This is a genomic window from Microbacterium sp., from assembly GCF_049650565.1.
Taxonomy (GTDB): Bacteria; Actinomycetota; Actinomycetes; order Actinomycetales; family Microbacteriaceae; genus Microbacterium.
In genome coordinates this window covers 22262-46771 of sequence record NZ_JBASAK010000028.1, presented here as the reverse complement: position 1 = coordinate 46771, position 24510 = coordinate 22262, and the positions used below count along the sequence as shown (strand labels likewise).

Here is a 24510-nt window from a genome sequence, read left to right as displayed (position 1 = left end):
CCCTCAGCCTACTCGGCAGCCTGTGCGCCCTCTGAGTGCGCGGCGAACCGGGCCTCGACGGCCTCGCCGTGCGCGGGCAGGATCTCCGCACCGGACAGCGCGACGACCCCCGCGCGCACCTGGGCGAGCGCGGCGTGGTCGTACCGGATCACCTGCTGCGGACGCAGGAAGGTGTAGGCGCCCAGGCCCGACGCGTACCTCGCCTGTCCCCCGGTCGGGAGCACGTGGTTGCTGCCGGCCATGTAGTCGCCGAGGCTGACCGGGGTCTGATCGCCGACGAACACGGCGCCGGCGCTGGTGAACCGCTCGGCGGCCTGCTCGGCGTCCTCCAGGTGCAGTTCGAGGTGCTCGGGCGCGTAGGCGTTGCTGAACGCGCAGGCCTGCGCGCCGTCATCGACCAGCACGATCGCGGATTGCGGGCCGGCGAGTGCGGCCGCCACGCGCTCGGCGTGACGAGTGCTCCCCGCTCGCGCGACGACGCGCTCCGCGACCCGCTCCGCAAGGCCTGCGGAGTCCGTGACCAGCACGGCCGAGGCCTGCTCGTCGTGCTCGGCCTGACTGACCAGGTCGGCGGCGACGAGGTCGGGGTCGGCGTGCCCATCCGCGACCACGAGGATCTCGGTGGCCCCCGCCTCCGAGTCGGTGCCGACCACGCCGGCGACCGCGCGCTTGGCGGAGGCCACGTAGTTGTTCCCCGGGCCGGAGACCACGTCCACCGGATCCAGCCCGATCTCGGGCACGCCGTACGCCAGGGCGCCGATGGCGCCGGCGCCGCCGATGGCGTAGACCTCCTCGATGCCCAGGAGGGCTGCGGCGGCGAGGATCGTCGGGTGCACTCGGCCATCGAAGGCGGCCTGCGGCGGGGAGGCGAGGGCGATGCTGGAGACGCCGGCCACCTGCGCCGGCACGACGTTCATGACCACGCTGGATGCCAGCGGCGCCTTGCCGCCGGGGATGTAGACGCCCGCGCGGTGCACGGGCTGCCACCGCTGCACGATGCGGGCACCGGGGCCGAGCTCGGTGGTCTGCGGGGCGGGCACCTGCGCGGCGGAGCCGCGTCGGACCCGTGCGATGGCGGTCTCCAGCGCAGTGCGCACCTCGGGGTCCACGGTCGCGATCGCCTCGGAGAGGTGCTCGGCGGGCACGCGGAGGGCATGACCCGTCACGTGATCGAATCGATCGGCCTGTTCTCGCAGCGCGGCCTCGCCGTGCGTGCGCACGTCCTCGACGATCTGCGTGGCGGCGGCGAGAGCCGCGGCGCGCGCCTTCGAGGCGCGGGGGACGGCGGCGAGCATGTCCGCGGGAGTGAGTGTTCTGCCGCGGAGATCGATGGTGCGCAACGTGTCAGCCCTTCGTGATGTCGGTGAGGTCGTGCAGATAGCCGATGCGGCCGTCGTCATGTCGGACCACGAACGCGCCGCCGCGATCCTCGATCACGAGAGTCCAGGCGTCGGGTCCGATGCGGAACAGCGGATGCCCCTGCTCGTCCAGCACGTCGCGCTCCGTGCCGGCCAGCACCCAGAACGGGGCGCCGGCAGTCGGCGTCGCGCTCCCCGCGCTGTCCGCCTGCGCGGCGCGCGCCTGCTCGTTGCGCGTGCGGCGCAACGGCAGTTCGTCTGCCGCGGAGCTGCCGGCCTCGTACTCGGCGCCATCGACATCGGCGCCGTCGGCCTCGGCTGCGTCGAAGATGTCGTTCAGCGCGCCGATCGGGTCGGTGTAGGCGACGTCGGGGTCACGGTGAGAGTCCGCGATACCGGGAGCTCGGTCGTCATGTGCCGGCTGAGGCGGTGCCGGAGGCTCGACGGCGACCGGAGTGCTGTCCACCGGAGTGCTGTCCGCCGGGGTGCTGTCGAGCACAGGCAGGTCGAGCACTCGGGTCGAGTCATCCTCGACTGCTCCGGCTGCGGCCTCCTCGACGGCGGGTTCCATCGGCGATGCCCAGGGCGAGGCATCCGTCCCGGGCACGGCATCCGCCAGCACCACAGTCAGCGCGTCCTCCTGCTCGGCGGCTGCCGCGGGCGCGTCCTCGAGAGCGGGCACGTCCTCGAGAGCGGGCGCATCCACGAGAGCGGGTGCGTCCTCAGCGGCGGACGAGGCCTCGTCCCCGGCAGCCGCCTGCCCGGACTCGCCCGCATCCGACGCAGTGACCGGCGCAGGGCGCGGGCGGGAGATGACGGGCCGGATGGGGTTCGCGCTGCGATGCGCGAGGGTCTCCATCCGCCCCTCGAAGTCGTCGCGCAGCCGCGGGATCAGCGGAGCCGCGACGGTCGCGGCGACCAGGGCCAGCGCGGCGATGCAGGCGACGATGGGCACCCAGCCGATCAGGAACGCGCCGATCTCGATGGTGGCGGCGACCTGCTTCCATACCAGGCCGGCCCAGACCATGGCCGCGACCGAGGCCGCGACCGAGGCGAACTGGTCGATGCCCAGCGATCCGACCCGGCGGATCCCCTGCGGGGAGAAGCGGCGCAGCACGATCAGGAACACGGCGACCGTCGGCACGCCGATGGCCAGCACCCAGTCGATCCCGAGCGTCCAGATCGATCCGCCGCCCGAGACGATGGGGAAGAACGAGACCACGAACGCCACCGTCCATGCGCCGACGATGATCAGCTCGCGCAGTGTGACGCCGAGGATGCCGTATTCCGGCGTCACCTGCTCCTCGTAGTACACCGCGTCATCATCGGCGCCATCCACGTCGTCAGCGCCATCCACGTCGTCGGCCGCCAGGAGGTCAGCGTCGACCTCGGGTCCGTCATCGGCGTACTCGAGGCTCATCGAATGCTTTCCTTTCGTCGCGGTCACGGGTTCCCGCGCGTCCCGATCCTACTCAGCAGGGCCTGGGCAACCTGGGAGAGGTTTCACTCCACGACGCCGGTCACCCGAGGCAGGTGGGCCCGAGCAGAGACTTCAGATCGCCGAACAGGTCGGCGGAGACCTTCACCGGCATCGGCACCTCGAACACTTTCGCGGAGCCGCCGCGGTGCACCCGCAGCAGAACCTCGGTCTCCCCGTTGTGGCGACGCAGGATCTCCGCCAGGTCCGTCATGGTGCGCTCGGTGGCGCGCTGCTCCGCCACCTGCAGCGCGAGCGGGCCCGCCGCGTCGAACGAGCCGATGTCGGGTGCGAACGCCGACTGGCCGTGCAGATTCAGGCCGTCGTCGCGGCGCGAGATGCGTCCGCGCACAGCGAGGATCGAGTCCTGCTGCAGCAGATGCTGGTACTCGGTGTAGGTCTTGCCCATGAACATGACCGTCACCTCGCCGTTGAAGTCCTCGACGGTGATCATGCCGTACGGGTTGCCGCTGGACTTGGCGATGCGATGCTGCACACTGGTGACCAGTCCCGCGATGGTCACCTGGTCGCCGTCCTGCAGATCCTCGGAGGTGAGCAGGTCGTGGATGGAGATCGAGGCGTGCTTGGCCAGCGGCACCTCCAGGCCCGCCAGCGGGTGGTCGGACACGTACAGGCCGAGCATCTCGCGCTCGAAGGCCAGCTTGTCCTTCTTGATCCACTCCGGGCGCTCTGGCACCTTCGCGGGAGCGGCCTCCTCCATGTCGTCGTACAGGCTGTCGAAGTCGAAGCCGATGGCGCCCTGGGCCTCGTTGCGCTTGCGGTCCACGGCCGCCTCGACCGCGTCCTCGTGGATCTCCAGCAGCGCACGCCGCGTGTCGCCCATCGAGTCGAAGGCACCGGCCTTGATCAGCGATTCCACGGTGCGCTTGTTCGAGACGTGCAGGGGCACGCGGTGCAGGAAATCGTGGAAGGACGTGTACTTGCCGTCCTTGCGGGCCTGCACGATGCCGTCGACGACGTTGCTGCCGACGTTGCGCACGGCGCCGAGGCCGAAGCGGATGTCCTCTCCGACTGCGGCGAAGAAGTTGATCGACTCGGACACGTCCGGCGGCAGTACCCGGATGCCCATGCGGCGGCACTCGTTCAAGTACAGCGCCATCTTGTCCTTGGAGTCCCCGACGCTGGTCAGCAGCGCCGCCATGTACTCGGCCGGGTAGTGCTCCTTCAGATACGCGGTCCAGTACGAGACGAGACCGTAGGCGGCGGAGTGGGCTTTGTTGAAGGCGTAGTCCGAGAACGGCAGCAGGATGTCCCAGAGCGCCTTGATGGCGGCCTCGCTGAATCCTCGGTCGATCATGCCCTGGTGGAAGCCGGCGTACTGCTTGTCCAGCTCGGACTTCTTCTTCTTGCCCATCGCGCGGCGCAGGATGTCTGCCTGGCCGAGGCTGAACCCGGCCACCTTCTGCGCGATGGCCATCACCTGCTCCTGGTAGATGATCAGGCCGTACGTGCCCTCCAGGATCTCGCGCAGCGGCTCCTCGAGTTCGGGATGGATCGGGGTGATCTCCTGCAGGCCGTTCTTGCGCAGCGCGTAGTTGGTGTGCGAGTTGGCGCCCATCGGTCCCGGGCGGTACAGCGCGATGACGGCCGAGATGTCCTCGAAGTTGTCCGGCTTCATCAGGCGCAGCAGGGCGCGCATGGCTCCGCCGTCGAGCTGGAAGACGCCCAGCGTGTCGCCGCGGGTCAGCAGGTCGTAGGCGGCATGGTCCTCGATGGTGAGGTGCTCGAGGTCGAGCTCCTCACCGCGGTTGGTGCGGATGTTGTCCAGGGCGTCGGAGATGATCGTGAGGTTGCGCAGCCCCAGGAAGTCCATCTTGATCAGACCGAGCGTCTCGCAGGACGGGTAGTCGAACTGCGTGACGATCTGCCCGTCCTGCTCGCGCTTCATGATCGGCACGATGTCCAGCAGCGTGTGCGAGGACATGATCACACCGGCGGCGTGCACGCCCCACTGCCGCTTCAGACCCTCCAGCCCCAGCGCCCGATCGAAGACCGTCTTGGCTTCCGGATCGGTGTCGATGAGTGCGCGGAACTCGCTGGCCTCCTTGTAGCGCGGATGCTCGGGATCGAACATTCCGCTCAGCGGCATGTCCTTGCCCATCACTGCCGGGGGCATGGCCTTGGTCAGCCTGTCCCCCATGCTGAACGGGAAGCCCAGCACGCGACCGGCGTCCTTCAGCGCCTGCTTGGACTTGATGGTGCCGTAGGTGACGATCTGCGACACGCGGTCGGCGCCGTACTTCTCGGTGACGTAGTCGATCACCTCGGTGCGGCGGCGATCGTCGAAGTCGACGTCGAAGTCCGGCATCGAGACACGGTCGGGGTTCAGGAAGCGCTCGAAGATGAGTCCGTGCTTCAGTGGGTCGAGGTCGGTGATCCTCATGGCGTACGCCACCATCGACCCTGCGCCGGAGCCGCGGCCCGGGCCGACGCGCACGCCGTGGTCCTTGGCCCAGTTGATGAAGTCGGCGACCACGAGGAAGTAGCCGGGGAACTTCATCTGCAGGATGATGCCCAGTTCGTACTCGGCGCGCTCGCGCACCTCGTGCGGGATGCCGTCGGGGTAGCGGTAGTTCAGGCCGCGCTCGACCTCCTTGACCAGCCAGGTCTCCTCGGTCTCGCCCTCGGGCACCGGGTAGTCCGGCATGTAGTTGGCCTCGGTGTCGAACTCCACCTCGCAGCGCTCGGCGATCAGCAGCGTGTTGTCGCACGCCTCGGGGTGGTCGCGGAACAGCTGGCGCATCTCCTGCGCGGTCTTGATGTAGTACCCGTCGCCGTCGAACTTGAAGCGATTCGGGTCGTCCATGGTGGAGCCGGACTGCACGCACAGCAGCGCCTCGTGCGCGTCGGCTTCGTGCTGGTGCGTGTAGTGCGAATCGTTGGTGGCCACCAGGGGGATGCCGAGATCCTTCGACAGCTTCAGCAGATCGCCGGTCACGCGGCGCTCGATGGCGAGGCCGTGGTCCATGATCTCGCAGAAGTAGTTCTCCTTGCCGAAGATGTCCTGGAACTCCGCGGCTGCCGCGCGCGCGGCATCGTACTGCCCCAGCCGCAGGCGGGTCTGGATCTCCCCCGACGGGCATCCCGTCGTGGCGATCAGGCCCTTGTGGTAGTTCTGCAGCAGCTCGCGGTCCATGCGCGGCTTGAAGTAGTAGCCCTCGATGCTGGAGAGCGAGCTGAGCCGGAACAGGTTGTGCATGCCCTGCGTGTTCTCGCTCCACAGCGTCATGTGCGTGTACGCACCGGAACCGGAGACGTCATCGCTCTTCTGATCCGGTGATCCCCAGGCCACGCGGGACTTGTCACTGCGGTGCGTGCCCGGGGTGACGTACGCCTCCAGCCCGATGATCGGCTTGACGCCGGCGGCATTGGCCGCCTTGTAGAACTCGAAGGCCGCGAACGTGTTGCCGTGGTCGGTGACGGCGATGGCCGGCATCCCGTACTCGGCTGCGGCCTGGGTCATCGCACCGATCTTCGCGGCACCGTCCAGCATGGAGTACTCGCTGTGGACATGCAGGTGCACGAAGGAGTCGGAGGCCATGGAACGAGCCTACCCGGGGCGTCCGACGAGGGAGCCGGATGCCGGGCGGGTCACTTCGCCGCGACCATCCTCTGGTCGGTGCCGGTGTAGCTGATCGAGTCGGCGATGGTGCCCACGAGGCCCATGTTCACGTGCAACAGACCGGGCTCCACGTCGTCCAGTGACGGCGGGGTGTCGGCGCCGAGCTGCACGAGCGTCTGCCCGTCCGCGCCCGTGGCCGTCAGCGATCCGAGATACACCGAGACGTGGCCCTTCAGCGACATGGTGTCGGCGTCGGTGACGAGCCCGTCCTTCTCAGGCGGGCGCACCGAGAGCGAGAACCCGGTGATGGTGATGGTGTCAGCGCTGATCTTCAGCACCGTGATGCGGCTGCCGTCGATCGTGGGGACGGTGACCAGCGAGATGGACTTCAGTCCCGTGAACGACAGCCCCTTCGAGGACATCTGCGCGGGCGTCTTCGTGAACACCGGAGCACTGTCGTCGGGCACGGCCGGCGTCGGAGCCGGGGTCGGCGTCGCCTCGCCCGGAGTCTGCACGTCCGGCGGCGCGCCGTCGGGCGATTCCACCGGGGGCGTGGTCGTGCCGGGAAGCGGGATGCCCGGGATCGGACTCCCGGATGCCGGAGCGGAAGGCGTCGGCGTCGGCGTCGGGCTCGGCTTCGGACACCAGATGAGCGGGATGCACAGCGCGGGGCGGACGGCTGCCGGTGCGGCCGACGCCGCGCCCACCATCAGCGGCGTGCACAGCATGCACACGGCCGCTGCTGCGACCGTGCTCCAGCGCGACGATCGCTTCACGACGCCTGCTCCGCACGCCGTCGGTCACGACGGGTGACGCGCCCCGGCATCCAGGCGACGACGATGATCCCGCCGATGCAGCCCAGCAGCATCCCGATGATGAATCCGCCGAGGTTCACGCCCACCAGGGAGTACAGCGCGACGGCCAGGGCGATCACGCCGTAGAAGACGTGATGAGCGGGCATCAGAACGGCCAGCACGCCCAGCAGCACGAGCAGGATGGGGATGATCGTGGCCTGCAGGCCCTCGATGCCGAGCTGGATGTGCAGTTCGCCGAAGTCCAGCTGTCCCGAGAAGAACATCTCGATGCCGCTGATCACCAGCAGCGCGCCGCCGATCAGCGGTCGCCGGCGGCTCCAGGCGCGGAAGCCCGGCGTACCGCTCTGCTCGGCATCCGTCATCGTCGTCTCCGAGGTCTGCTCGATCTCGTCGCTCAGAAGCATCCCTGCGATCCGTCCGTGAGCTCCAGCGTCATCCCGGTGAGGGTGAAGACGGATGCCTGGGTGCTCCACGCGGTCTGCTGCAGGTTCTTGATGCTGACGGTGTCGGCATCCTGGGCGAAGTCGCCGGCGGAGCCCTTGGCACTGGTGTTGACCGTCGACGCGTCCACGCCGATGCGGATGGCGCCGAACGACGCGTCACCCTTCAGGCCCGTCATGCCGATCTGCAGGTCGGAGGCACTGGCGGGATTCCCGCCTCCGCCGGCCTTGATCAGCACGCCGACCTTGCCGAGCGGGGTCTCGGAGACGACCGACTGGCACAGGTCTGCGAGCGTCGCGCTCTTGATGTTCGCGATGGCCACGGAGTGCTCGCCGCCCTCGGTGTCCTTCGTGACGCCGGCGTACTGCGAGAACCCGGTCCCCTCCAGCTGGCTGGCGCTGATCTGGAACTGACTGCCAGACACGGCGAACGACACGGGCACCTGCCCCTGCGCGACACCGCCCATCAGCACGGCGGCGACGATGCCGACCGGGACGGCTGCGAGCGTGATGCGGCCCGCGTGGGTGCTGGTGGCCTTCGTGATCAGTTTCTTCGGGCTGCGGAACTTCATCGATCCTCCTGGTCGGTCGCGTCGACATCGACGCTCGTGCCAGAATACCGCTCATTGACTACGAGTCAATACCACTCGCCGATAGGATCGGCTCATGCCTGCAGAGCGCCGCGCCCGACTCACCCCGGACCAGCGCCGAGCCCAGCTCATCGCCGCGGGCGTGAACTTTCTCGCCGATCACACCCTCGACGAGCTGACGATGGAGGCGCTGGCCCGGCAGGCCGGCGTGTCCCGTCCGCTGGTGTTCCACTACTTCGACACGCGCCAGGGCATGCATCTCGCCGTGATCGCCACCGCCAGGGACAGCCTCCTGCAGGCCACCGAGCCCCGTCCCGACCTCCCACCGCACGAGCGGCTCCGCGACACGCTGTTGCGCATCGCCGAATTCGTGCAGCAGCACCAGGGCACGTTCCATTCGCTGGTGCGGGGCATCGCCAGCGGGGATTCCACCGTGCGAGCCGTGGTGGACGAATCGCGCGTGCGCAACGCCGAGCGTCTCGTGGAGGCGTTCACCGAGCTCGGCGCCCCGGACTCCCCCGCGCTGCGCATGGCGCTGCGCGCCTGGGTGGCGTTCACCGAGGAGTCCCTGATCAGCCTGCTCGTCGAGCGCGACACGCCGCCTGCTGACGTCGTGCGCTTCCTGGTGGGCACGCTCGACGGTGTGGTCGCCTCAGCCGGAGAGCTCGACCTCTGAGGCTCACTGCGCCGAGGAGCGCCCGGGATCGAGCACCTCGAGGGCGTGCACGAAGTCCGCGGGATACGGGGACTCGAAGCTCACCCACTCCCCGTTCGCCGGGTGCGTGAACGACAGCCGATGCGCGTGCAGCCACTGCCTGGTCAGCCCCAGCCGCGCAGACAGCGTCGGGTCGGCGCCGTACAGCGGGTCGCCGACGCACGGATGCCGGTGGGCTGCCATGTGCACGCGGATCTGATGCGTCCGCCCGGTCTCCAGGTGGATCTCCAGCAGCGACGCGCGCGGGAACGCCTCGAGCGTCTCGTAATGGGTCACCGAGGGCTTGCCGTCCGCCACGACCGCGAACTTCCAGTGGTGGTGCGGATGCCGCCCGATCGGCGCGTCGATGGTGCCGGCCAGCGGATCGGGATGCCCCTGCACGACGGCGTGATAGATCTTCTGCACCGTGCGCTCCTTGAAGGCGCGCTTGAGCACGGTGTACGCCTGCTCCGTCTTCGCGACCACCATCAGGCCGCTGGTGCCGACGTCCAGCCGATGCACCACGCCCGCTCGCTCGGCGGCGCCGCTGGTGGCGACGCGGAACCCGGCCGCGGCCAGGGCTCCGACCACCGTGGGGCCCTCCCAGCCGACCGACGGATGCGCGGCGACGCCGGTGGGCTTGTCCACCACCACGATGTCGTCGTCGTCGTAGACGATCCCCAGTTCGGGGACGGCGATGGGCACGACCTGCGGCTCCTGCTTCGGCGTCCAGGTGACCTCGAGCCAGCCGCCGGCGCGCAGCCGATCGGACTTGCCGAGCACCGCACCGTCCAGCACGACGCCGCCCGCCTCCGCCACCTCGGCGGCGAAGGTGCGGGAGAAGCCCAGCATCTTCGCCAGGGCGGCGTCGACGCGGGAGCCTTCCAGCCCGTCGGGGACGGGCAGGCTGCGCGAGGAGACCATGCTCAGCCCTCTGTCGCGGCCGATGTCGCGGCCTGGCCCGCGGCATCCGCGTCAGCCGTGTCCTTCGCATGGTCGCGCTCGCGCGTGCCGTCCAGGCGAAGGCCGACCACCACCAGCAGCGCCACGGAGATCATGCCGGTGACGATGAACATGTCGGCGACGTTGAAGATCGCGGGGATCATCCACGGCATCGAGATCATGTCCACGACATGCCCGACGGCGAAGCCGGGTTCGCGGAGAAGCCGATCGGTCAGGTTTCCCAGCACGCCGCCCAGCAGACAGCCCAGCACCACGGCCCACAGTCGGGAGCGCACGCCCAGCGTCTTCCACACGATGACGACGGCCACCGCAGAGAGGGCGATCGTGAAGATCCAGGTCATGTCCGCGCCGATGGAGAACGCGGCGCCGGAGTTGCGGATGTAGAACAGCTGGAGGAACTCCCCCAGCACGGGCACCGCCTTCTCAGACGGGAGGTGCTCGATGGTGAGATGCTTCACGAACTGATCGGCGGCCAGGACGACCATCGCGAGAATCGCGACGATCGCTCCGGCCGCCGACCGTCGAAGGGGACGACGTCCTGCCAAGAGTGACCTACAGGCCGATGGCCGAGACGGGAGTCGAGTCGGAGCCCGACTTCTGGTCCAGGTCGCGCAGCTGGCCCTCGATCATGGTGCGGAGCTTGCTGCGGTAATCGCGCTCGAACTCGCGCAGCTCCGTGATGCGGCTCTCGAGGGTGTTGCGCTCGCGCTCGAGTCGTGCGGACTCCTCGCGCTGCTTGGCCTCGGCCTGGGTGCGAATGCGGGAGACCTCGGCCTCGGCCTCGGCGATGAGCTGCTTGCGCTTGGCCTCGCCCTCGGCGACGTGCTCGTCGTGCAGGCGCTGAGCCAGCTCGATGATGCCCGCGGAGGTGCCGGTGGCAGATGCGCCGCTGACGGGCGCGGGAGTGGGTGCGGCCGGCGCGGCGGGAGCCGAGACGGCAGGGGTCTCGGCGACCGGCTGCGAGCTCTGGCCGGCCTCGAGGGCGGCGAGCTTCGACTTCAGCTCGTTGTTCTCCTCGATGGTCTTGCGCCATTCAACGACGATCTCGTCGAGGTAGTCGTCGACCTCTTCGGGGTCGAAGCCGTCCTTGAATCGGACGTGCTGGAACTCCTTGTGGACGACGTCATCCGGGGTAAGTGCCATGGGTGGCTCCTCTTTCGATGAGTTCTTCTCGCCAGTCGTTGAAGATGGCGTGGTGTTCTGCCGACGCGTACCCGCGGCGCGCGTCTGGGAGCCAAGCATAGCCCCCCAGTCTGTGCGGCGCGATGTCCGGGAGTCAGCCTCGAGGGGTCACAGGGCGCCGGCGATCGTCATCAGGATCAGCACCACGATCATCGTGAGCGCGAAGCCGAAATCCAGCGAGATCGTGCCCATCCGCATGGGCGGGACCAGGCGCCGGAAGAACCGGATGGGCGGGTCTGTGATCGTGAAGACCACCTCGGCCGCGACCAGACCCGCGCCCTTCGGACGCCACCCGCGCACGAACAGCGGGATGTACTCCAGCACCAGCCGCACGATGAGCACGAGCAGGTACAGCGTCAGCACCAGTTCGGCGATGCCGCCGATGGTGCCGAGGACGGTCGACAAGGTCAGGAGTCGAACGAGGCGGAGCTCGCCTGGGCGATGCCGCCCTGACCCGACACCGCGATGTTCTCCGGCGAGAGCAGGAACACCTTGCTGGTGACCCGTTCGATGCGCCCGTACAGCCCGAGCGACAGTCCACTGGCGAAGTCGATCAGGCGTCGCGCCTCGGCATCGCTCATCTGCGACAGGTTGATGATCACCGGGATGCCGTCACGGAAGTTCTCGGCGATGACCTGCGCGTCGCGGTACTGCTTGGGGTGCACGGTGAGGATCTCGTTGACCGCGCCCGCGGCGGGCTGGCGCACGGCGGTCGGACGGCGCAGCGGGGTGACGGGCGCAGGGGCCTGCTCCTCGCGCTCGTGCTCGCGCTCACGCGATGCGCGGACAGGAGCCTGCACGGCCTCGTCCTCGTATCCCTCTTCCTCGTCGGCGAGGCCGAGATACACCATGGTCTTCTTCAACGGGTTACCCATCGTGTCCTCCGGTTCGAACGGTTCGGGCTGGTCTGGCATTCAGATTAACCCCGGTCGGGGCGCGGTCCGGTGATTGCGGAACCGATCCGCAGGTGTGTCGCGCCGGCCTCGACGGCCTGCACGAAGTCGTTGGTCATCCCCGCCGAGATCCACGTCGCCTCCGGGGCGAGGAGGCGGATGCGGTCGGCGACCGCGCGCAGCCGCGCGAAGGCCGATGACGGATCCTCGTCGAGCGGGGCGACGGCCATCACGCCGCGCAGACGCAGCGTGTCCAGGCCCAGCACGTGCTCGGCCAGCGCCTCGGCCTCAGCCGTCGAGGTGCCGCCTCGACCGGCATCGTCGGTGAGATTGACCTGCACCAGCACGTCCAGCACGCGATCGTCGTCTGCGGCGCGATGCAGGGCATCCGCGAGCCGCACCCGGTCGACCGAGTGCACGACGTCGGATGCCCGGCGGATCGCGGCGGCCTTGTTGGTCTGCGCCTGCCCGATGAAGTGCCAGCGGATGTCCTGGACATCAGCGAGGGACTCGCGCTTGGCCGTCAGCTCCTGCTGGCGGTTCTCACCCAGCTCGCGCACGCCGAGCGCGTGCAGGTCGCGCACGAGCCGGGCGGTGTGGAACTTGGTGACCACGATCCGGGTGATCTCCCCGGGGTCGCGGCCGAACCGCCGCGCGGCCTCGGCGATGCGCTCGTCGATCGCCGAGAGCCGCGCGGCGAGTGTCATTTCAGGAACTCGGGCACGTCGAGGTCGTCGTCGCTCCCGAATCCGGGCTCGAAACCGGATGCGACGGGCGCCGGCTTCGGAGAGACGGTGCGCGTGGACTCGATGTCCGTCTCCTCGACGGCACCGGGCAGCTCGACCTCGGGCAGCGTCTGCGACGCGGGGCGCTTCACGTCCACCAGCAGCTCGGGCTTCGGCAGCGGCTCGCCGCCGTCGAATCCGGCCGCGATCACGGTCACGCGCACCTCATCGCCGAGCGTGTCGTCGATGACCGTGCCGAAGATGATGTTGGCCTCGGGATGCGCGGCCTCCTTGACGAGCTCGGCCGCGTCGTGGATCTCGAAGATGCCCAGGTTCGAACCGCCCTGGATCGACAGCAGCACGCCGTGCGCACCTTCGATCGACGCCTCCAGCAGCGGGGATTCGACGGCCAGTTCCGCGGCCTTGATGGCCCGGTCGGCGCCGCGCGCCGAGCCGATGCCCATCAGCGCGGAGCCCGCACCCTGCATGACCGACTTGACGTCGGCGAAGTCGAGGTTGATCAGTCCCGGCGTGGTGATGAGGTCGGTGATGCCCTGCACACCGGCGAGGAGCACCTGGTCGGCCGTGGCGAACGCCTCGATCATCGAGATGCCGCGGTCGCTGATCTCGAGGAGGCGGTCGTTGGGCACCACGATGAGGGTGTCCACCTCCTCCTTCAGCTTGGCCACTCCGGCCTCCGCCTGGCTCTGACGACGGCGACCCTCGAACGAGAACGGCTTGGTGACGACGCCGATGGTCAGGGCGCCGATCGACTTGGCGATGCGCGCCACGACCGGAGCGCCGCCGGTGCCGGTGCCGCCGCCCTCGCCGGCGGTGACGAAGACCATGTCGGCACCCGTCAGCGCCTGCTCGATCTCCTCGAGGTGATCCTCGGCGGCGCGGCGGCCGACTTCGGGATCCGCGCCCGCACCGAGACCGCGGGTGAGTTCGCGGCCCACGTCGAGCTTGACGTCGGCGTCGCTCATGAGCAGCGCCTGCGCATCCGTGTTCACGGCGATGAACTCGACCCCGCGGAGCCCGAGTTCGATCATGCGGTTGACGGCGTTGACGCCGCCACCGCCGACGCCGACGACCTTGATCACGGCGAGGTAGTTCTGGTTCTGGCTCATGGCCGGCCTCCGTTATTCGAGCCTGACGAGGGACAAACCTTAAACCTCAAGGAGAGGGTTAAACTGTTTCCCGGTATTGCGTTCTCGTCATCGACGGTAAGCGCAAGCCGCGCGCGCGCCCGCACCGACACGGCGTGTCGTCGCTATCTGGTGTCGCACGCCGTCACCGCACGACCGGGACGGTGGGCGCGGACACGTCGTAGGTGTGCCCGCCGGGTGCGCCCTTCATGAGTGCCACCAGCACGATCGCCTTCTGCGCCGACTCATCAGCACTCCCCCAGACGATGATCCGGCCGTCCTGCAGGGTGAGCGTGACGTCGTCGCCCGACGTCGCGCCGACCTGCTTCAGCTGGCTGCGCAGATCGGCGGGCAGCGAGCGGACCACGAGGCCCGCGCTGCGGAATGCCGCACCACCGGGGCCGCCGTCGATGCTCAGCACCGGCTGCCCGTCGGGCTTCTTCTCGGTGGTGGCCAGCACGACCCCGGCCGCATCGACCAGCGAGTAGCCGGCATCCGAGGGGATCACGCCGACCGGCGTGCGCTCGACGATGCGCACCAGCAGCTCATGCGGAGGGCGGGCCTCCAGCGCATACGACTCGATCATCGGGAACGGGGTCAGCGCGGACTTGACGGCGCTCTGGTCGATGAGCGCCAGCGGCGAGCCGATCTGCCCCCGCAGCGCCTGCTGCACCGCGGCGGCGTCCACCCCGCGCGCGCCGGCGACCGTGATCCTCTCGACCGCGAACAGCGGGCTGTACGCGGCGACGACGCTGCCGAGGATCAGGGCGAGGACTGCGCCGATCGAGCACCACCAGACCAGCCTCCGACGACGCGAGCGCTGGGTGAACCGCCGGATCTCCGCCCGCAGCGCCCTGCGCCTGGCACGAGCCGCGCGCCACACGTCGCTGCTGCGCACGGGGGCATCGACGCCGGCATCCGCCGAGTCGGCCTCCTCGGATGCGGCCTCCGCGGCATCCGCGTCCGTCCTCGCATCCGGCTCCTGCTCGCTCACCCGGGTGCGCCTTCCCGGCCGCGCCTGAGGCACGACCTCGGCCGGTTCCTGCGCAGGAGCCGGGAGCGGAGCCGGACGACGCATGTCTCAGACCTCGGGCGTCTTCCGGAGCGAGTCGAGCACCTGCGGGATGATCTGGTACACGTTGCCGCAGCCGAGCGTCACCACGACGTCGCCGTCGCGGGCGATCCGGGCGGTGTAGTCGGCGGCCTCCTGCCAGTCCGGAACGTAGTGCACGTGCGAGGCGTGGGCGAACGCGCCGCTGACCAGCTCGCCGGTCACGCCGGGCACCGGGTCCTCGCGCGCGCCGTACACGTCGAGCATGACCGTGTGGTCGGCCAGCTCCTCGAGCACCTGGGCGAACTCGCGGTACATCTGCTGCGTGCGGGAGTAGGTGTGCGGCTGCTGGATGGCGATGACCCGTCCTGCGCCCGCGATGCCGCGGATGGCCTCCAGCGCCGCGCGCACCTCGGTGGGGTGGTGCGAGTAGTCGTCGTAGACGTGCACGCCTCGGGCCTCGCCGTGCAGCTCGAGACGGCGCACCGTGCCCGCGAAGCCGCTGAGCGCCTGCGCGGACTCGGCCAGGCCGTAGCCCAGGGTCATCAGCACCGCCACGGCGCCGGCGGCGTTGATCGCGTTGTGCGCGCCGGGCACCGCCAACTGCATCCGCACGCTCTCGCCGCCGCGCGTGAGGGTCGCCGCGACCGGTCCCGTGGTGTCGATGTCGGTGATGCGCAGGTCGGAGCCCTCCGCGCGGCCGAAGGTGATCACGGTGTCGTGCGCGAGACTCGCGTGCACGCGCAGCGCGCCCGGGTCGTCGCTGGAGATCACGACGGCCTCGGAGGCCTCGTTCCCGAAGCGCACGAACGCGTCGTAGAACGCGTCCTCGTCGGCGTAGAAGTCCAGATGGTCGGGGTCGACGTTGGTGATCAGCGCCACCGATGTGCGATACAGCAGGAACGTGCCGTCGGACTCGTCGGCCTCGATGACGAACAGCTCGTCGGCGCCGGAGGAGCTGGAGACGCCCAGCTGCTCGATGACGCCGCCGTTGACGAAGTTCGGGTCCGCACCCAGCGCCTGCAGCGCGGTCACGATCATCCCGGTGGAGGTGGTCTTGCCATGGGCGCCGGCGATCGACACCAGCCGGTGCGCTCCGATCAGCCAGTGCAGCGCCTGCGAGCGGTGGATCACATGCAGGCCGCGCTCCTTGGCGGCCAGGAACTCGGGGTTCTCGGGCCAGATCGCGCCGGTGTGCACGACCGTGTCGGCATCCCCCAGGTAGGCGGCGTCGTGTCCGATGTGCACAGTGGCACCGGCGGCCGCCAGAGCGCGCAGGTTGGCGCTGTCGGCGCGGTCGGAGCCGGAGACGCGGATGCCGGCATCCAGGAACATCCTGGCCAGTCCGCTCATCCCGGAACCGCCGATGCCGATGAAGTGCGCTGCGGTGATGGTCTCGGGGATGGGGAGGGTGAGGTCGGGTCTGATCATGTCGGAACCAGTCTACTTTTCCGCCAGCGCACGATCGATGAGGGCCACGACGTTCTCCGCGCCCGTGCGGGTGCCCACCCGGGCGGCGGCCCGGGCCATCCGTGCGATGCGCGCGCGATCGTGCAGCAGCGGGATCACGTGCTCGCGCACGACGTCGCCGCTGAACGTCTCGTCGTCCAGCAGCTCGGCGGCGCCGGCCCCGACGGCGGATGCCGCATTGAGCCGCTGCTCGCCGTTGCCGACGGAGTACGGCACGTACAGCGCGGGCATCCCCAGCGCGCTGATCTCGCTGACCGTGGCCGAGCCCGAGCGCGACACGATGAGATCCGCCAGCGCGAACGCCAGCTCCATCCGGTCGACGTAGCGGCGCATGGCGTAGCCGGGCACCTGCGGATCCACCAGCTCGCTGCGCTCTCCCGTGACGTGCAGCAGCTGCCAGCCGGCATCCAGCACGTCCCGCCAGGAGTCCGCGAAGGCGCGGTTCAGGCGCACGGCGCCCAGCGAGCCGCCGAACACCAGCAGCACCGGGCGATCGGGATCCAGTCCGAACTCCGCCGCCGCCTCGGCGCGCAGAGCCGCGCGATCCAGCTCGACGATCTCGCGGCGCAGCGGCATGCCGACCGTCTCGCCCCGGCGCAGCGGGGTGCCCTCGAAGGCCACGCCGACGGCGGCCGCACGACGCGCGCCCAGGACGTTGGCGAGGCCCGGTCTGGCGTTGGCCTCGTGCACGACGTAGGGAATGCGCTCCCGACGCGCGGCGATGTACGCGGGAGCCGACGCGTATCCGCCGAAGCCGACGACCACATCCACACGATGCTCGCGGATGTGCGCGCGGACCTGTGCCACGGCACGGCGGAACCGCCAGGGGAACGCGAGCGCCGCGCGATTCGGACGCCGCGGGAAGGGCACCTTGTCGACGATCAGCAGTTCATAGCCGCGGGCAGGGACCAGCCTGGACTCCAGGCCCTCTTCGGTGCCCAGCACGAGCACGGAGTCGCCTGAGCGCTCGCGCAGCAGATCGGCGACGGCGAGCAGCGGATTGACATGGCCGGCGGTGCCACCGCCGGCCAGGAGGTACGTGGTCACCTCGCGACCCTACCCGTTCGAGCTGCGGGGGCGCCCTTGCGCGTGGCGGGGATCGTGCGCGCGAACGCCAGCAGCACGCCGCACGCCATCATCACCGACAGCAGCGAGGTGCCGCCCTGCGACATGAACGGCAGCGGGACGCCCATCACCGGGAAGATGCGCAGGACCACGCCGATGTTGAACAGCGCCTGCCCGATGATCCACACCACGATGCCGCCGGCGGCGATGCGGATGAACGGGTCGTCGGTCTTGCGGATCACGTGGAAGACGCCCACCGCGAACACGGCGAACAGCACGAGCACCAGCAGGCAGCCCAGCAGTCCGAGCTCCTCGCCGATGATGGCGAAGATGAAGTCGTTGGAGGCGGCGGGCAGCCAGTACTTCTCCTGCGAGTTGCCGAGCCCCACGCCGAAGATCCCGCCGTTGGCCATCCCCCACATGCCGTGCACTGCCTGGTAGCACCCGTTGGACGGGTCGCATGCGGCCGGGTTGAAGGCGGACAGGATCCGGCTCATCCGGTTCTTGCTGGTGAACGCGAAGCCCGCCACGAGCACCACGCCCAGCAGCAGCGGGAGGATGAACATCCGCAGCTTGGCGCCCGAGAAGAACAGGCACCCCATCACGACCATCACCAGCACCATCACGGTGCCCAGGTCATCGCCGGCGATCACCGTGCCGATGGCGAGGCCCGCGACCGGCACCACGGGGATGAAGACCTGGTGCCAGGTGCCGAGCTTGGCCTGCTTGCGCATGAGGACGAACGCGATCCACAAGGCCAGGGCGAGCTTGAGGAACTCGGAGGGCTGCAGCTGCACGCCGCCGATCCTCACCCAGTTCGTGTTGCCGTACGAGGACACGCTCAGGGCCGGGATGAACACCAGCAGCTGGAATGCGATGGCGCCCAGCAGCACCGGCCAGGCCATCCTCTGGAAGAACCGCACCGGCAGTCTGCTGATCACGTACATCAGCGGGATGCCGATGACGGCGAACGTCCCCTGCCGCAGCGCCGCGTCCAGCGGACCCTTCGGGTTGGCGCTGGTCGCGGAGAGCACCATCACCACACCGAAGATGGTCAGCAGCACCGCCGTGGAGGCGATCATCACGAACTCGGTCGACGGGACCGTGAACAGGCGGCCCAACGAGACACGCGCGGCGAGTCCGCCGCCCGACGCGGCGCCGTCAGTGCGTGGCGGGCGAGCCGTCTGCGTCATCAGCGCTCCCCCGTTCGATCCATGCGCGCACCGCCGCGGCGAAGCGCTCTCCCCGGTCCGCGTAGCTGCGGAACTGGTCGAAGGATGCCGCGGCGGGGGCCAGCAGGACCGTGCCCTCGCCATCGACCATCCCTGCGGCGAGCTCCACCACGCGATCCATGACCTCTCCAGTGTCGGCGGGGACGACCTCTGCGACCGGCACGTGCGGCGCGTGTCGCCGGAATGCCGCGAGCACGGGCTCGCGGTCCGCGCCGATCACCACGGCGGCGCTCGCAGTGGAGCCTGCATGCTCGACCAGGTCGCCGAGGGCGACGCCCTTGAGATCACCGCCGACGATCCAGACCGCACCGGGGTACGCCCGCAGCGACGAGGCTGCGGCGTGCGGGTTGGTGGCCTTGGAGTCGTCCACCCAGCGGATGCCGCCGTGCTCGGCCACGATCTGGATGCGGTGCGCGTCCATGGTGAACGTCTGCAGTGCGTCGTGGATGTCGGCGGGCTCGACGCCCAGCGAGCGCGCCAGTGCCGAGGCCGCCAGGATGTTCTGCACGGTGTGCGGGGCCGACAGGCCCACGGAGGCCAGCTCGGCGACGGTGGTCAGCTCGAGCGCGCTGTGCCGCCGGTCGTCGTGGAACGCGCGGTCGACGAGGATGCCGTCGACCACGCCCACGTCGCTGGGCCCCGGCGTGCCGAGGTCGAACCCGATGGCGCGCGCGCCCTCGACGACGTCGGCCTCCTCGACCATGCGCAGCGTGGCCGGGTCGGACTTGTTGTACACGCAGGCGACCCTGGTGTTGCGGTACACGAACGCCTTGGCGGCCCGGTAGGCCTCGGCGCTGCCGTGCCAGATCAGGTGATCGTCGGCGAGGTTCAGGCAGGTGGCTGCGTGAGGGATCAGCTGCCCCGCCGGTGCGGACCGCCCCAGGTACCAGAGCTGGTGGCTGGAGAGCTCGACGACCAGCACGTCGAAGCCGCCGGGGTCGCGCACCGCGTCCAGCACGGGGATGCCGATGTTGCCGCACGGCGCCGCACGCAGCCCGCCGGAGTTCAGCAGCGTGGCGGTCAGCTGCGTGGTGGTGGTCTTGCCGTTGGTTCCGGTGATCAGGATCCATTCGGCGGGCCTGCCGTCGGCGCGCAGAACCTTGTCGCGCACGCGCCAGGCCAGCTCCACATCGCCCCAGAGCGCGATGCCCTGCTGCATCGTCCACTCGATCAGCGGATGCGTGGGCGGGAAGCCAGGCGAGGCGATGACCACCTCGGGCGCGAATTCGCGGAGCGCTTCCGGCACCTCCGTCAGCGAGCCCAGCTCGAGGCGCGCGCCGATCACGGGGATCAGCCGCGCGTACTCCTCCTTGGCGCTCTCGGAGAGCACCAGCACCTCGGCGCCCAGCTCGGTGAGCGTGTCCGCGGTGGAGAAGCCGGTCACGGACAGCCCCAGCACGGCGACGCGCAGGCCCTTCCAGTCCGCGTGCCAGCTGGTCAGCGCGTCGAGTCGTTCAGCGATCTCCATGGCTCAGCTCGCCGTCGCCTGAGCGAACCAGTCGACGTAGAACAGCCCGACCGCGGATGCCGCCAGCAGGCCTGCGATGATCCACAGCCTCACCACGATGGTGACCTCGGCCCAGCCGCGCATCTCCAGATGGTGGTGGAAGGGGCTCATCAGGAACAGCCGCTTGCCGCCGGTGATCTTGAAATACGCCCGCTGCAGGATGACCGAGCCGGAGGACAGCACGAAGATGCCTGCGATGATCAGCAGCAGCAGCTCGGTGCGGGTCAGCACGGCCAGAGCCGTGATCACGCCGCCGATGGCCATCGAGCCGACGTCGCCCATGAACACCTTGGCCTTGGGCGCGTTCCACCACAGGAAGCCGATCAGGCCGCCGACGAACGCCGCGGCCACGATCGCGAGGTTGAGGGGCTCGCGCACCTCGTAGCAGCCGACGGCGTGGGCGCCCTCGCCCACGCAGAGCTGCTTGAACTGCCAGAACGCGATGAGCCCGTAGGAGCCCACCACGAAGATGCCGGAGCCCGCGGCCAGTCCGTCCAGGCCGTCGGTGAGGTTGACGCTGTTGGAGGTCGCCACGCCGATCACGGCGATCCAGATCAGGTACAGGATCCAGCCGAGCACGGCGCCGAAGGCGAACAGGTTCAGCCAGGAGATGTCGCGGAACAGCGATACGGAGCCGCTGGCCGGGAACTGGCCGAACTCGTTGGGGAAGTTCAATCCGACCACGGCGAAGGGCACCAGCACGAGAAGCTGCCCGACGACCTTGCGCCAGCCGGACAGGCCCAGGCTGCGCTGGCTGCGCACCTTCATGTAATCGTCGATGAAGCCCACCGCGCCGAAGCCCACCATCAGCCACAGCACGAGGATGGCCGACAGTCCTGGCGTCATGCCGCCGAAGAACGTGCCGGCGAAGTAGCCGACGATCGTGCCCAGGATGAAGATCACGCCGCCCATCGTGGGTGTGCCGCGCTTGGCCGCGTGACTGGGATTGGCGATGTTCTCGGGCGTGCGGATCACCTGGCCCCACCCGATGCGCCGGAAGCCCTTCAGGAACACCGGCGTCAGGAAGAGCGAGAAGGCGAGCGACACCGCCGTCGCCATAAGAAGGGACCTCACGAGAACAATTCTCCCAGACGATCGCCGAGATGCCTGAGCCCGACGGAGTTCGACGATTTCACGAGCACGCGGTCGCCGTCGCGCAGCTCGCCGCGCAGGTATTCGAAGGCGGCATCCTGATCGAGGATGTGCACGGCCTCGCTGTCCCAGGAGCCCTCGCCGACGACGGCGAGGTAGAGCCTGCGGGCCTCCGCCCCCACGACGACGATGCGCTGGATGTTCAGGCGCACGGCCAGCAGGCCGATCTTGTCGTGCTCCTCGCCCGAGGCCTCGCCCAGCTCGCTCATCGCGCCGAGGACGGCGACGGTGCGCTCCCCCGGACCCGTGATCTGCGCGAGCGTGCGCAGGGCGGCGGCCATGGAGTCGGGGCTGGCGTTGTACGCGTCGTTGATGATGCGCACGTGCTCGTTGCCCATCGGCTGCATGCGCCAGCGCTCGGCGATCTGGACGGTCTCGAGCCGCGCGATCGATGACGCGACGGGCACGCCCAGCACGCTCGCGGCGGAGATGGCCGCCAGCGCGTTGGAGACGTGGTGCGCGCCCAGCACCTGCAGGTGCAGCGAGAGCCGCTCCGCTCCGTGCACGATGGTGCTCGTGGTGCCGGAGGCCGACACCGTGAGATCTTCGGCGCGCACGTCGGCGATGGGCGACTGCCCGAAGCCCACCACGTCCAGCCCTCGTTCCGCGGCCAGCTCGCGCATGGCCCACACGCGAGGATCGTCGGTGTTCAGCACGGCTGCGCCACCGGCCCGAGCGACCTGCACGAGCTCGGACTTCGCCTTGGCGGTGGCCTCGATTCCGCCGAAGCCACCGGCGTGCGCCATGCCCACCATCAGCACGACCGCCACATCGGGCTCGACGAGGCCCGCGAGGCGCGCGATGCTGCCCGGCCCCGCCGCACCGAACTCGCTGACGAGATAGCGGGTGGAGTCGGTCACCCGCAGCATGGTCAGCGGTGCGCCGACCTCGTTGTTGTAGGAGCGGATGGGCGCGACGGTCTCACCCTCGTCCTGCAGGATGCGCGCCAGCATGTTCTTCGTGGTGGTCTTGCCATTGGAGCCGGTGATCCCCACGATCCTCAGCCGTCCGGCATCCCGCACGCGTGCGACCACCGCACGGGCGAGGTCGGCGAGAGCCTGCACGGCATCCGCGACGACGATCTGGGAGACGGCCGCGTCGACGACGTGCTCGACGATCGCCAGGGTCGCGCCGTTCGCGACGGCGGCGTCCACGAACAGGTGCCCGTCGGTGGTCTCACCCGGCTTCGCCACGAAGATCGATCCGGCCGCCATCTCCCTGGAGTCGGTGTCCACCGAACCCGAGACGACGGTCTGCGGCGAATCCGCACCGGCGAGGTGCAGCTCACCGCCGAGGATCTCGGCGACCTGTGCGAGCGACAGCGCGATCATAGATCAGTCTTCCTGCGCGGCCCGGGGCCGGCTAGTCGAATTTCGGGAGCAGCGCGCCCATGGGCTGCGTGGACGGCGCGACGCGGTAGGTCTTCAGCACCTGCGTCATCGCCTTCTGGAAGGCGTCCGCGGTCGCTGCCGAAGATCTGATTCTAGTCGGCTCATCCATCGTGACCACGACGACGTACTGCGGATCCTCGATCGGGGCGATGCCGACCATGTTCGTGAAGTACACGCCCTGCTTGAGGCCGCCGTGCCCGTCGGACTTCTGCGCGGTGCCGGTCTTCACGCCGATCCGGTAACCGGGGATGGCGATGGCCTTGGCGGTCGACCCCTGCACCGCCACGTTCTCCAGCATCTGCCGGACCTCGGCTGCGGTCTCGGGCTTGATGATCTGCTCACTCCCCGGCCTGTCGACCTGCGTGACGGTCCCGTCCGCCGCTGTGCAGGACTCCACCAGCGACAGATCCACCTTCTTCCCGTCATTCGCGAACGCCTGGTACGCGCCGGCGATCTGCGCGGGTGTGACGGTGAAGTGCTGACCGAAGGTCGTGGTGTACAGCGACTGGTTGTCCCACTTGGAGGGCTCGTCCAGCAGCCCCTTCATCTCGCCGGGGAACCCGACTGACGTCTTCTCGCCCACGCCGAACTTCCTCAGGTAGTCGTAGCGGCTCTGCGGCGTGACCATCGAGCCGAACTTCGACAGGGAGACGTTGGACGAGTCGATGAGAGCGCCGGCCAGCGTGTACTCGTACACGGGGTGCTTGAACGGATCATTCACCACCGCGCCGTTGGGGAACTCCTGCCGCGACGGCGCTGTCACGTGCGAGAGCGGAGTGGCCTTTCCCTGGTCGATGACGGACGCCGCGGTGATGGCCTTGAACGTCGACCCGGGCTCGTAGGCGCCGAAGAACACGTGCGACATCCAGAACGTCGGCGCGACGCCGTTGATGTTGTTCGGGTCGACGGCGGGGTACTCGGCCGCCGCCCGGATCTTGCCGGTCTTCGCCTCGACGACGGTGACCGTGCCGGACTTCGCGCCCTGACCGATCGTCTCCTCGGCGATCATCTGCTGCAGGTACCACTGCAGATCGCCGTCGATGGTCAGCGTGACGGTGCCGCCGTCGGTGGCGGGGACGGTGCGCTCGCTGCCGGGGATGCGCACCCCGCCCTGGCCGCGCTGATACGAGATGGACCCGTTGGTCGCCGCCAGGCACTTCTGGTCCAGACTCTCCACGCCGTACTGCGGCGCGCCTGCACCGTTGAGGAATCCGACGAGGTTGCCGGCCACTGCGCCGTTGGGGTACACCCGCACGGACCGGGGCTTGTCGTAGACGTACGCCAGCTTCAGATCTCTCAGCGCAAGGTGCTGCTCGGTGCTCAGGCCCTTCTTGATCGGCGCGTACTGCGAGAACCGGTTCTTCGCCAGCGCGGATGCCACGATGCCGCGCACCTCGTCGCCGGTCATGCCGACGATCTCGGCGATCCTGTCGCTGGCCTCGGCCCAGGACAGCGTCGGTTTCTTCTTCGGATCGGGTTCGTCCTCGTAGTCCTGGATGACCTTCGGGTCCAGCTGCAGGTCGTAGACCGTCGTGTCGGATGCCAGCACGGTGCCGTTCTCGTCGACGATGTCGCCGCGGGCGCCCGGGACCACGGTCTTGGTGCCGAGCTTCTCCAGCGACTGCGCGACGTTGTCGTCGGCGTGCACGATCTGGATGTCGACCAGCCGCAGGACGAAGGCGGACAGCACGGCGAGGATCACCGCGAGGGCGACGACGGTGCGTCGTCGCGTGCCGCGGGTGGCGCGTGTGGTCATGCGGCGGGCTCCGTCCTG

Annotated in this window: 22 protein-coding genes; 1 reads left to right on the top strand and 21 read right to left on the bottom strand. The window is 69.3% G+C overall.

From position 1 onward, the window contains the following. Positions 1-8 precede the first annotated feature (8 nt). The 6 genes from hisD to WA967_RS04420 all read right to left on the bottom strand — a co-directional run bounded on the left by hisD (position 9) and on the right by WA967_RS04420 (position 8245). On the bottom strand, positions 9-1400 hold the full coding sequence (gene hisD / locus WA967_RS04445) for a histidinol dehydrogenase (protein WP_424419686.1): 1392 nt from the start codon (positions 1398-1400) through the stop codon (positions 9-11). Next, entirely contained in the window at positions 1345-2778 is a 1434-nt protein-coding gene (locus WA967_RS04440) for a hypothetical protein (protein ID WP_424419685.1), read from the bottom strand. The genes hisD and WA967_RS04440 overlap by 56 nt, the downstream gene beginning before the upstream one ends. A gap of 100 nt (positions 2779-2878) precedes the next feature. Then, a complete protein-coding gene (dnaE, locus tag WA967_RS04435; RefSeq protein ID WP_424419684.1) occupies positions 2879-6397 on the bottom strand; it encodes a DNA polymerase III subunit alpha in 3519 nt (1172 codons plus the stop codon). Between the two features lie 50 nt (positions 6398-6447). Beyond that, positions 6448-7194, bottom strand: a complete 747-nt coding sequence (locus tag WA967_RS04430) for a hypothetical protein (RefSeq protein WP_424419683.1) — start codon at positions 7192-7194, stop codon at positions 6448-6450. Further along, positions 7191-7637, bottom strand: a complete 447-nt coding sequence (locus tag WA967_RS04425) for a DUF6114 domain-containing protein (RefSeq protein WP_424419682.1) — start codon at positions 7635-7637, stop codon at positions 7191-7193. The genes WA967_RS04430 and WA967_RS04425 overlap by 4 nt, the downstream gene beginning before the upstream one ends. Next, positions 7628-8245 carry a DUF6230 family protein gene (locus tag WA967_RS04420; RefSeq protein ID WP_424419681.1) on the bottom strand — a complete coding sequence of 206 codons (618 nt, stop codon included), beginning with the start codon at positions 8243-8245 and terminating at the stop codon, positions 7628-7630. Before WA967_RS04420 ends, WA967_RS04425 begins: the two co-directional genes overlap by 10 nt. Before the next feature lie 94 nt (positions 8246-8339). Between WA967_RS04420 and WA967_RS04415 the strand changes: the two genes are divergently transcribed. After that, the gene (locus WA967_RS04415; protein ID WP_424419680.1) at positions 8340-8939 is read left to right on the top strand and encodes a TetR/AcrR family transcriptional regulator; all 600 of its coding nucleotides are present in this window, start codon (positions 8340-8342) and stop codon (positions 8937-8939) included. A gap of 3 nt (positions 8940-8942) precedes the next feature. Here the strand turns inward: WA967_RS04415 and WA967_RS04410 are convergent, their stop codons facing one another. From WA967_RS04410 to WA967_RS04340, 15 genes are all read right to left on the bottom strand, one after another. Then, positions 8943-9881, bottom strand: a complete 939-nt coding sequence (locus WA967_RS04410) for an RluA family pseudouridine synthase (RefSeq protein WP_424419679.1) — start codon at positions 9879-9881, stop codon at positions 8943-8945. A 2-nt stretch (positions 9882-9883) separates the two neighbouring features. Next, positions 9884-10405: a signal peptidase II gene (lspA, locus tag WA967_RS04405; protein WP_424419678.1), complete on the bottom strand. Its 522-nt coding sequence runs from the start codon at positions 10403-10405 to the stop codon at positions 9884-9886. Positions 10406-10472: 67 nt separating this feature from the next. Further along, complete coding sequence (locus WA967_RS04400; protein WP_424419677.1) at positions 10473-11063, bottom strand: DivIVA domain-containing protein; 591 nt, start codon at positions 11061-11063, stop codon at positions 10473-10475. Between the two features lie 147 nt (positions 11064-11210). Further along, positions 11211-11507, bottom strand: a complete 297-nt coding sequence (locus WA967_RS04395) for a YggT family protein (RefSeq protein WP_424419676.1) — start codon at positions 11505-11507, stop codon at positions 11211-11213. A gap of 2 nt (positions 11508-11509) precedes the next feature. Continuing rightward, positions 11510-11977 carry a cell division protein SepF gene (locus tag WA967_RS04390; RefSeq protein ID WP_424419675.1) on the bottom strand — a complete coding sequence of 156 codons (468 nt, stop codon included), beginning with the start codon at positions 11975-11977 and terminating at the stop codon, positions 11510-11512. A 44-nt stretch (positions 11978-12021) separates the two neighbouring features. Then, entirely contained in the window at positions 12022-12702 is a 681-nt protein-coding gene (locus WA967_RS04385) for a YggS family pyridoxal phosphate-dependent enzyme (RefSeq protein WP_424419674.1), read from the bottom strand. Beyond that, positions 12699-13850 carry a cell division protein FtsZ gene (ftsZ, locus tag WA967_RS04380; protein ID WP_424419673.1) on the bottom strand — a complete coding sequence of 384 codons (1152 nt, stop codon included), beginning with the start codon at positions 13848-13850 and terminating at the stop codon, positions 12699-12701. Before ftsZ ends, WA967_RS04385 begins: the two co-directional genes overlap by 4 nt. Positions 13851-14013: 163 nt before the next feature. Then, the gene (locus WA967_RS04375) at positions 14014-14862 is read right to left on the bottom strand and encodes an FtsQ-type POTRA domain-containing protein (protein ID WP_424419672.1); all 849 of its coding nucleotides are present in this window, start codon (positions 14860-14862) and stop codon (positions 14014-14016) included. Between the two features lie 87 nt (positions 14863-14949). Next, entirely contained in the window at positions 14950-16350 is a 1401-nt protein-coding gene (gene murC / locus WA967_RS04370) for a UDP-N-acetylmuramate--L-alanine ligase (protein WP_424419671.1), read from the bottom strand. 12 nt (positions 16351-16362) lie between these two features. Continuing rightward, complete coding sequence (locus WA967_RS04365; protein WP_424419670.1) at positions 16363-17436, bottom strand: UDP-N-acetylglucosamine--N-acetylmuramyl-(pentapeptide) pyrophosphoryl-undecaprenol N-acetylglucosamine transferase; 1074 nt, start codon at positions 17434-17436, stop codon at positions 16363-16365. After that, positions 17433-18647: an FtsW/RodA/SpoVE family cell cycle protein gene (locus tag WA967_RS04360; RefSeq protein WP_424419669.1), complete on the bottom strand. Its 1215-nt coding sequence runs from the start codon at positions 18645-18647 to the stop codon at positions 17433-17435. The genes WA967_RS04365 and WA967_RS04360 overlap by 4 nt, the downstream gene beginning before the upstream one ends. Next, the gene (gene murD / locus WA967_RS04355; RefSeq protein ID WP_424419668.1) at positions 18616-20154 is read right to left on the bottom strand and encodes a UDP-N-acetylmuramoyl-L-alanine--D-glutamate ligase; all 1539 of its coding nucleotides are present in this window, start codon (positions 20152-20154) and stop codon (positions 18616-18618) included. Before murD ends, WA967_RS04360 begins: the two co-directional genes overlap by 32 nt. Before the next feature lie 3 nt (positions 20155-20157). After that, the gene (mraY, locus tag WA967_RS04350) at positions 20158-21267 is read right to left on the bottom strand and encodes a phospho-N-acetylmuramoyl-pentapeptide-transferase (protein WP_424419667.1); all 1110 of its coding nucleotides are present in this window, start codon (positions 21265-21267) and stop codon (positions 20158-20160) included. Continuing rightward, positions 21264-22676: a UDP-N-acetylmuramoyl-tripeptide--D-alanyl-D-alanine ligase gene (locus WA967_RS04345; protein WP_424419666.1), complete on the bottom strand. Its 1413-nt coding sequence runs from the start codon at positions 22674-22676 to the stop codon at positions 21264-21266. The genes mraY and WA967_RS04345 overlap by 4 nt, the downstream gene beginning before the upstream one ends. A gap of 31 nt (positions 22677-22707) precedes the next feature. After that, positions 22708-24492 carry a peptidoglycan D,D-transpeptidase FtsI family protein gene (locus WA967_RS04340; protein WP_424419665.1) on the bottom strand — a complete coding sequence of 595 codons (1785 nt, stop codon included), beginning with the start codon at positions 24490-24492 and terminating at the stop codon, positions 22708-22710. Between the last annotated feature and the right edge of the window lie 18 nt (positions 24493-24510).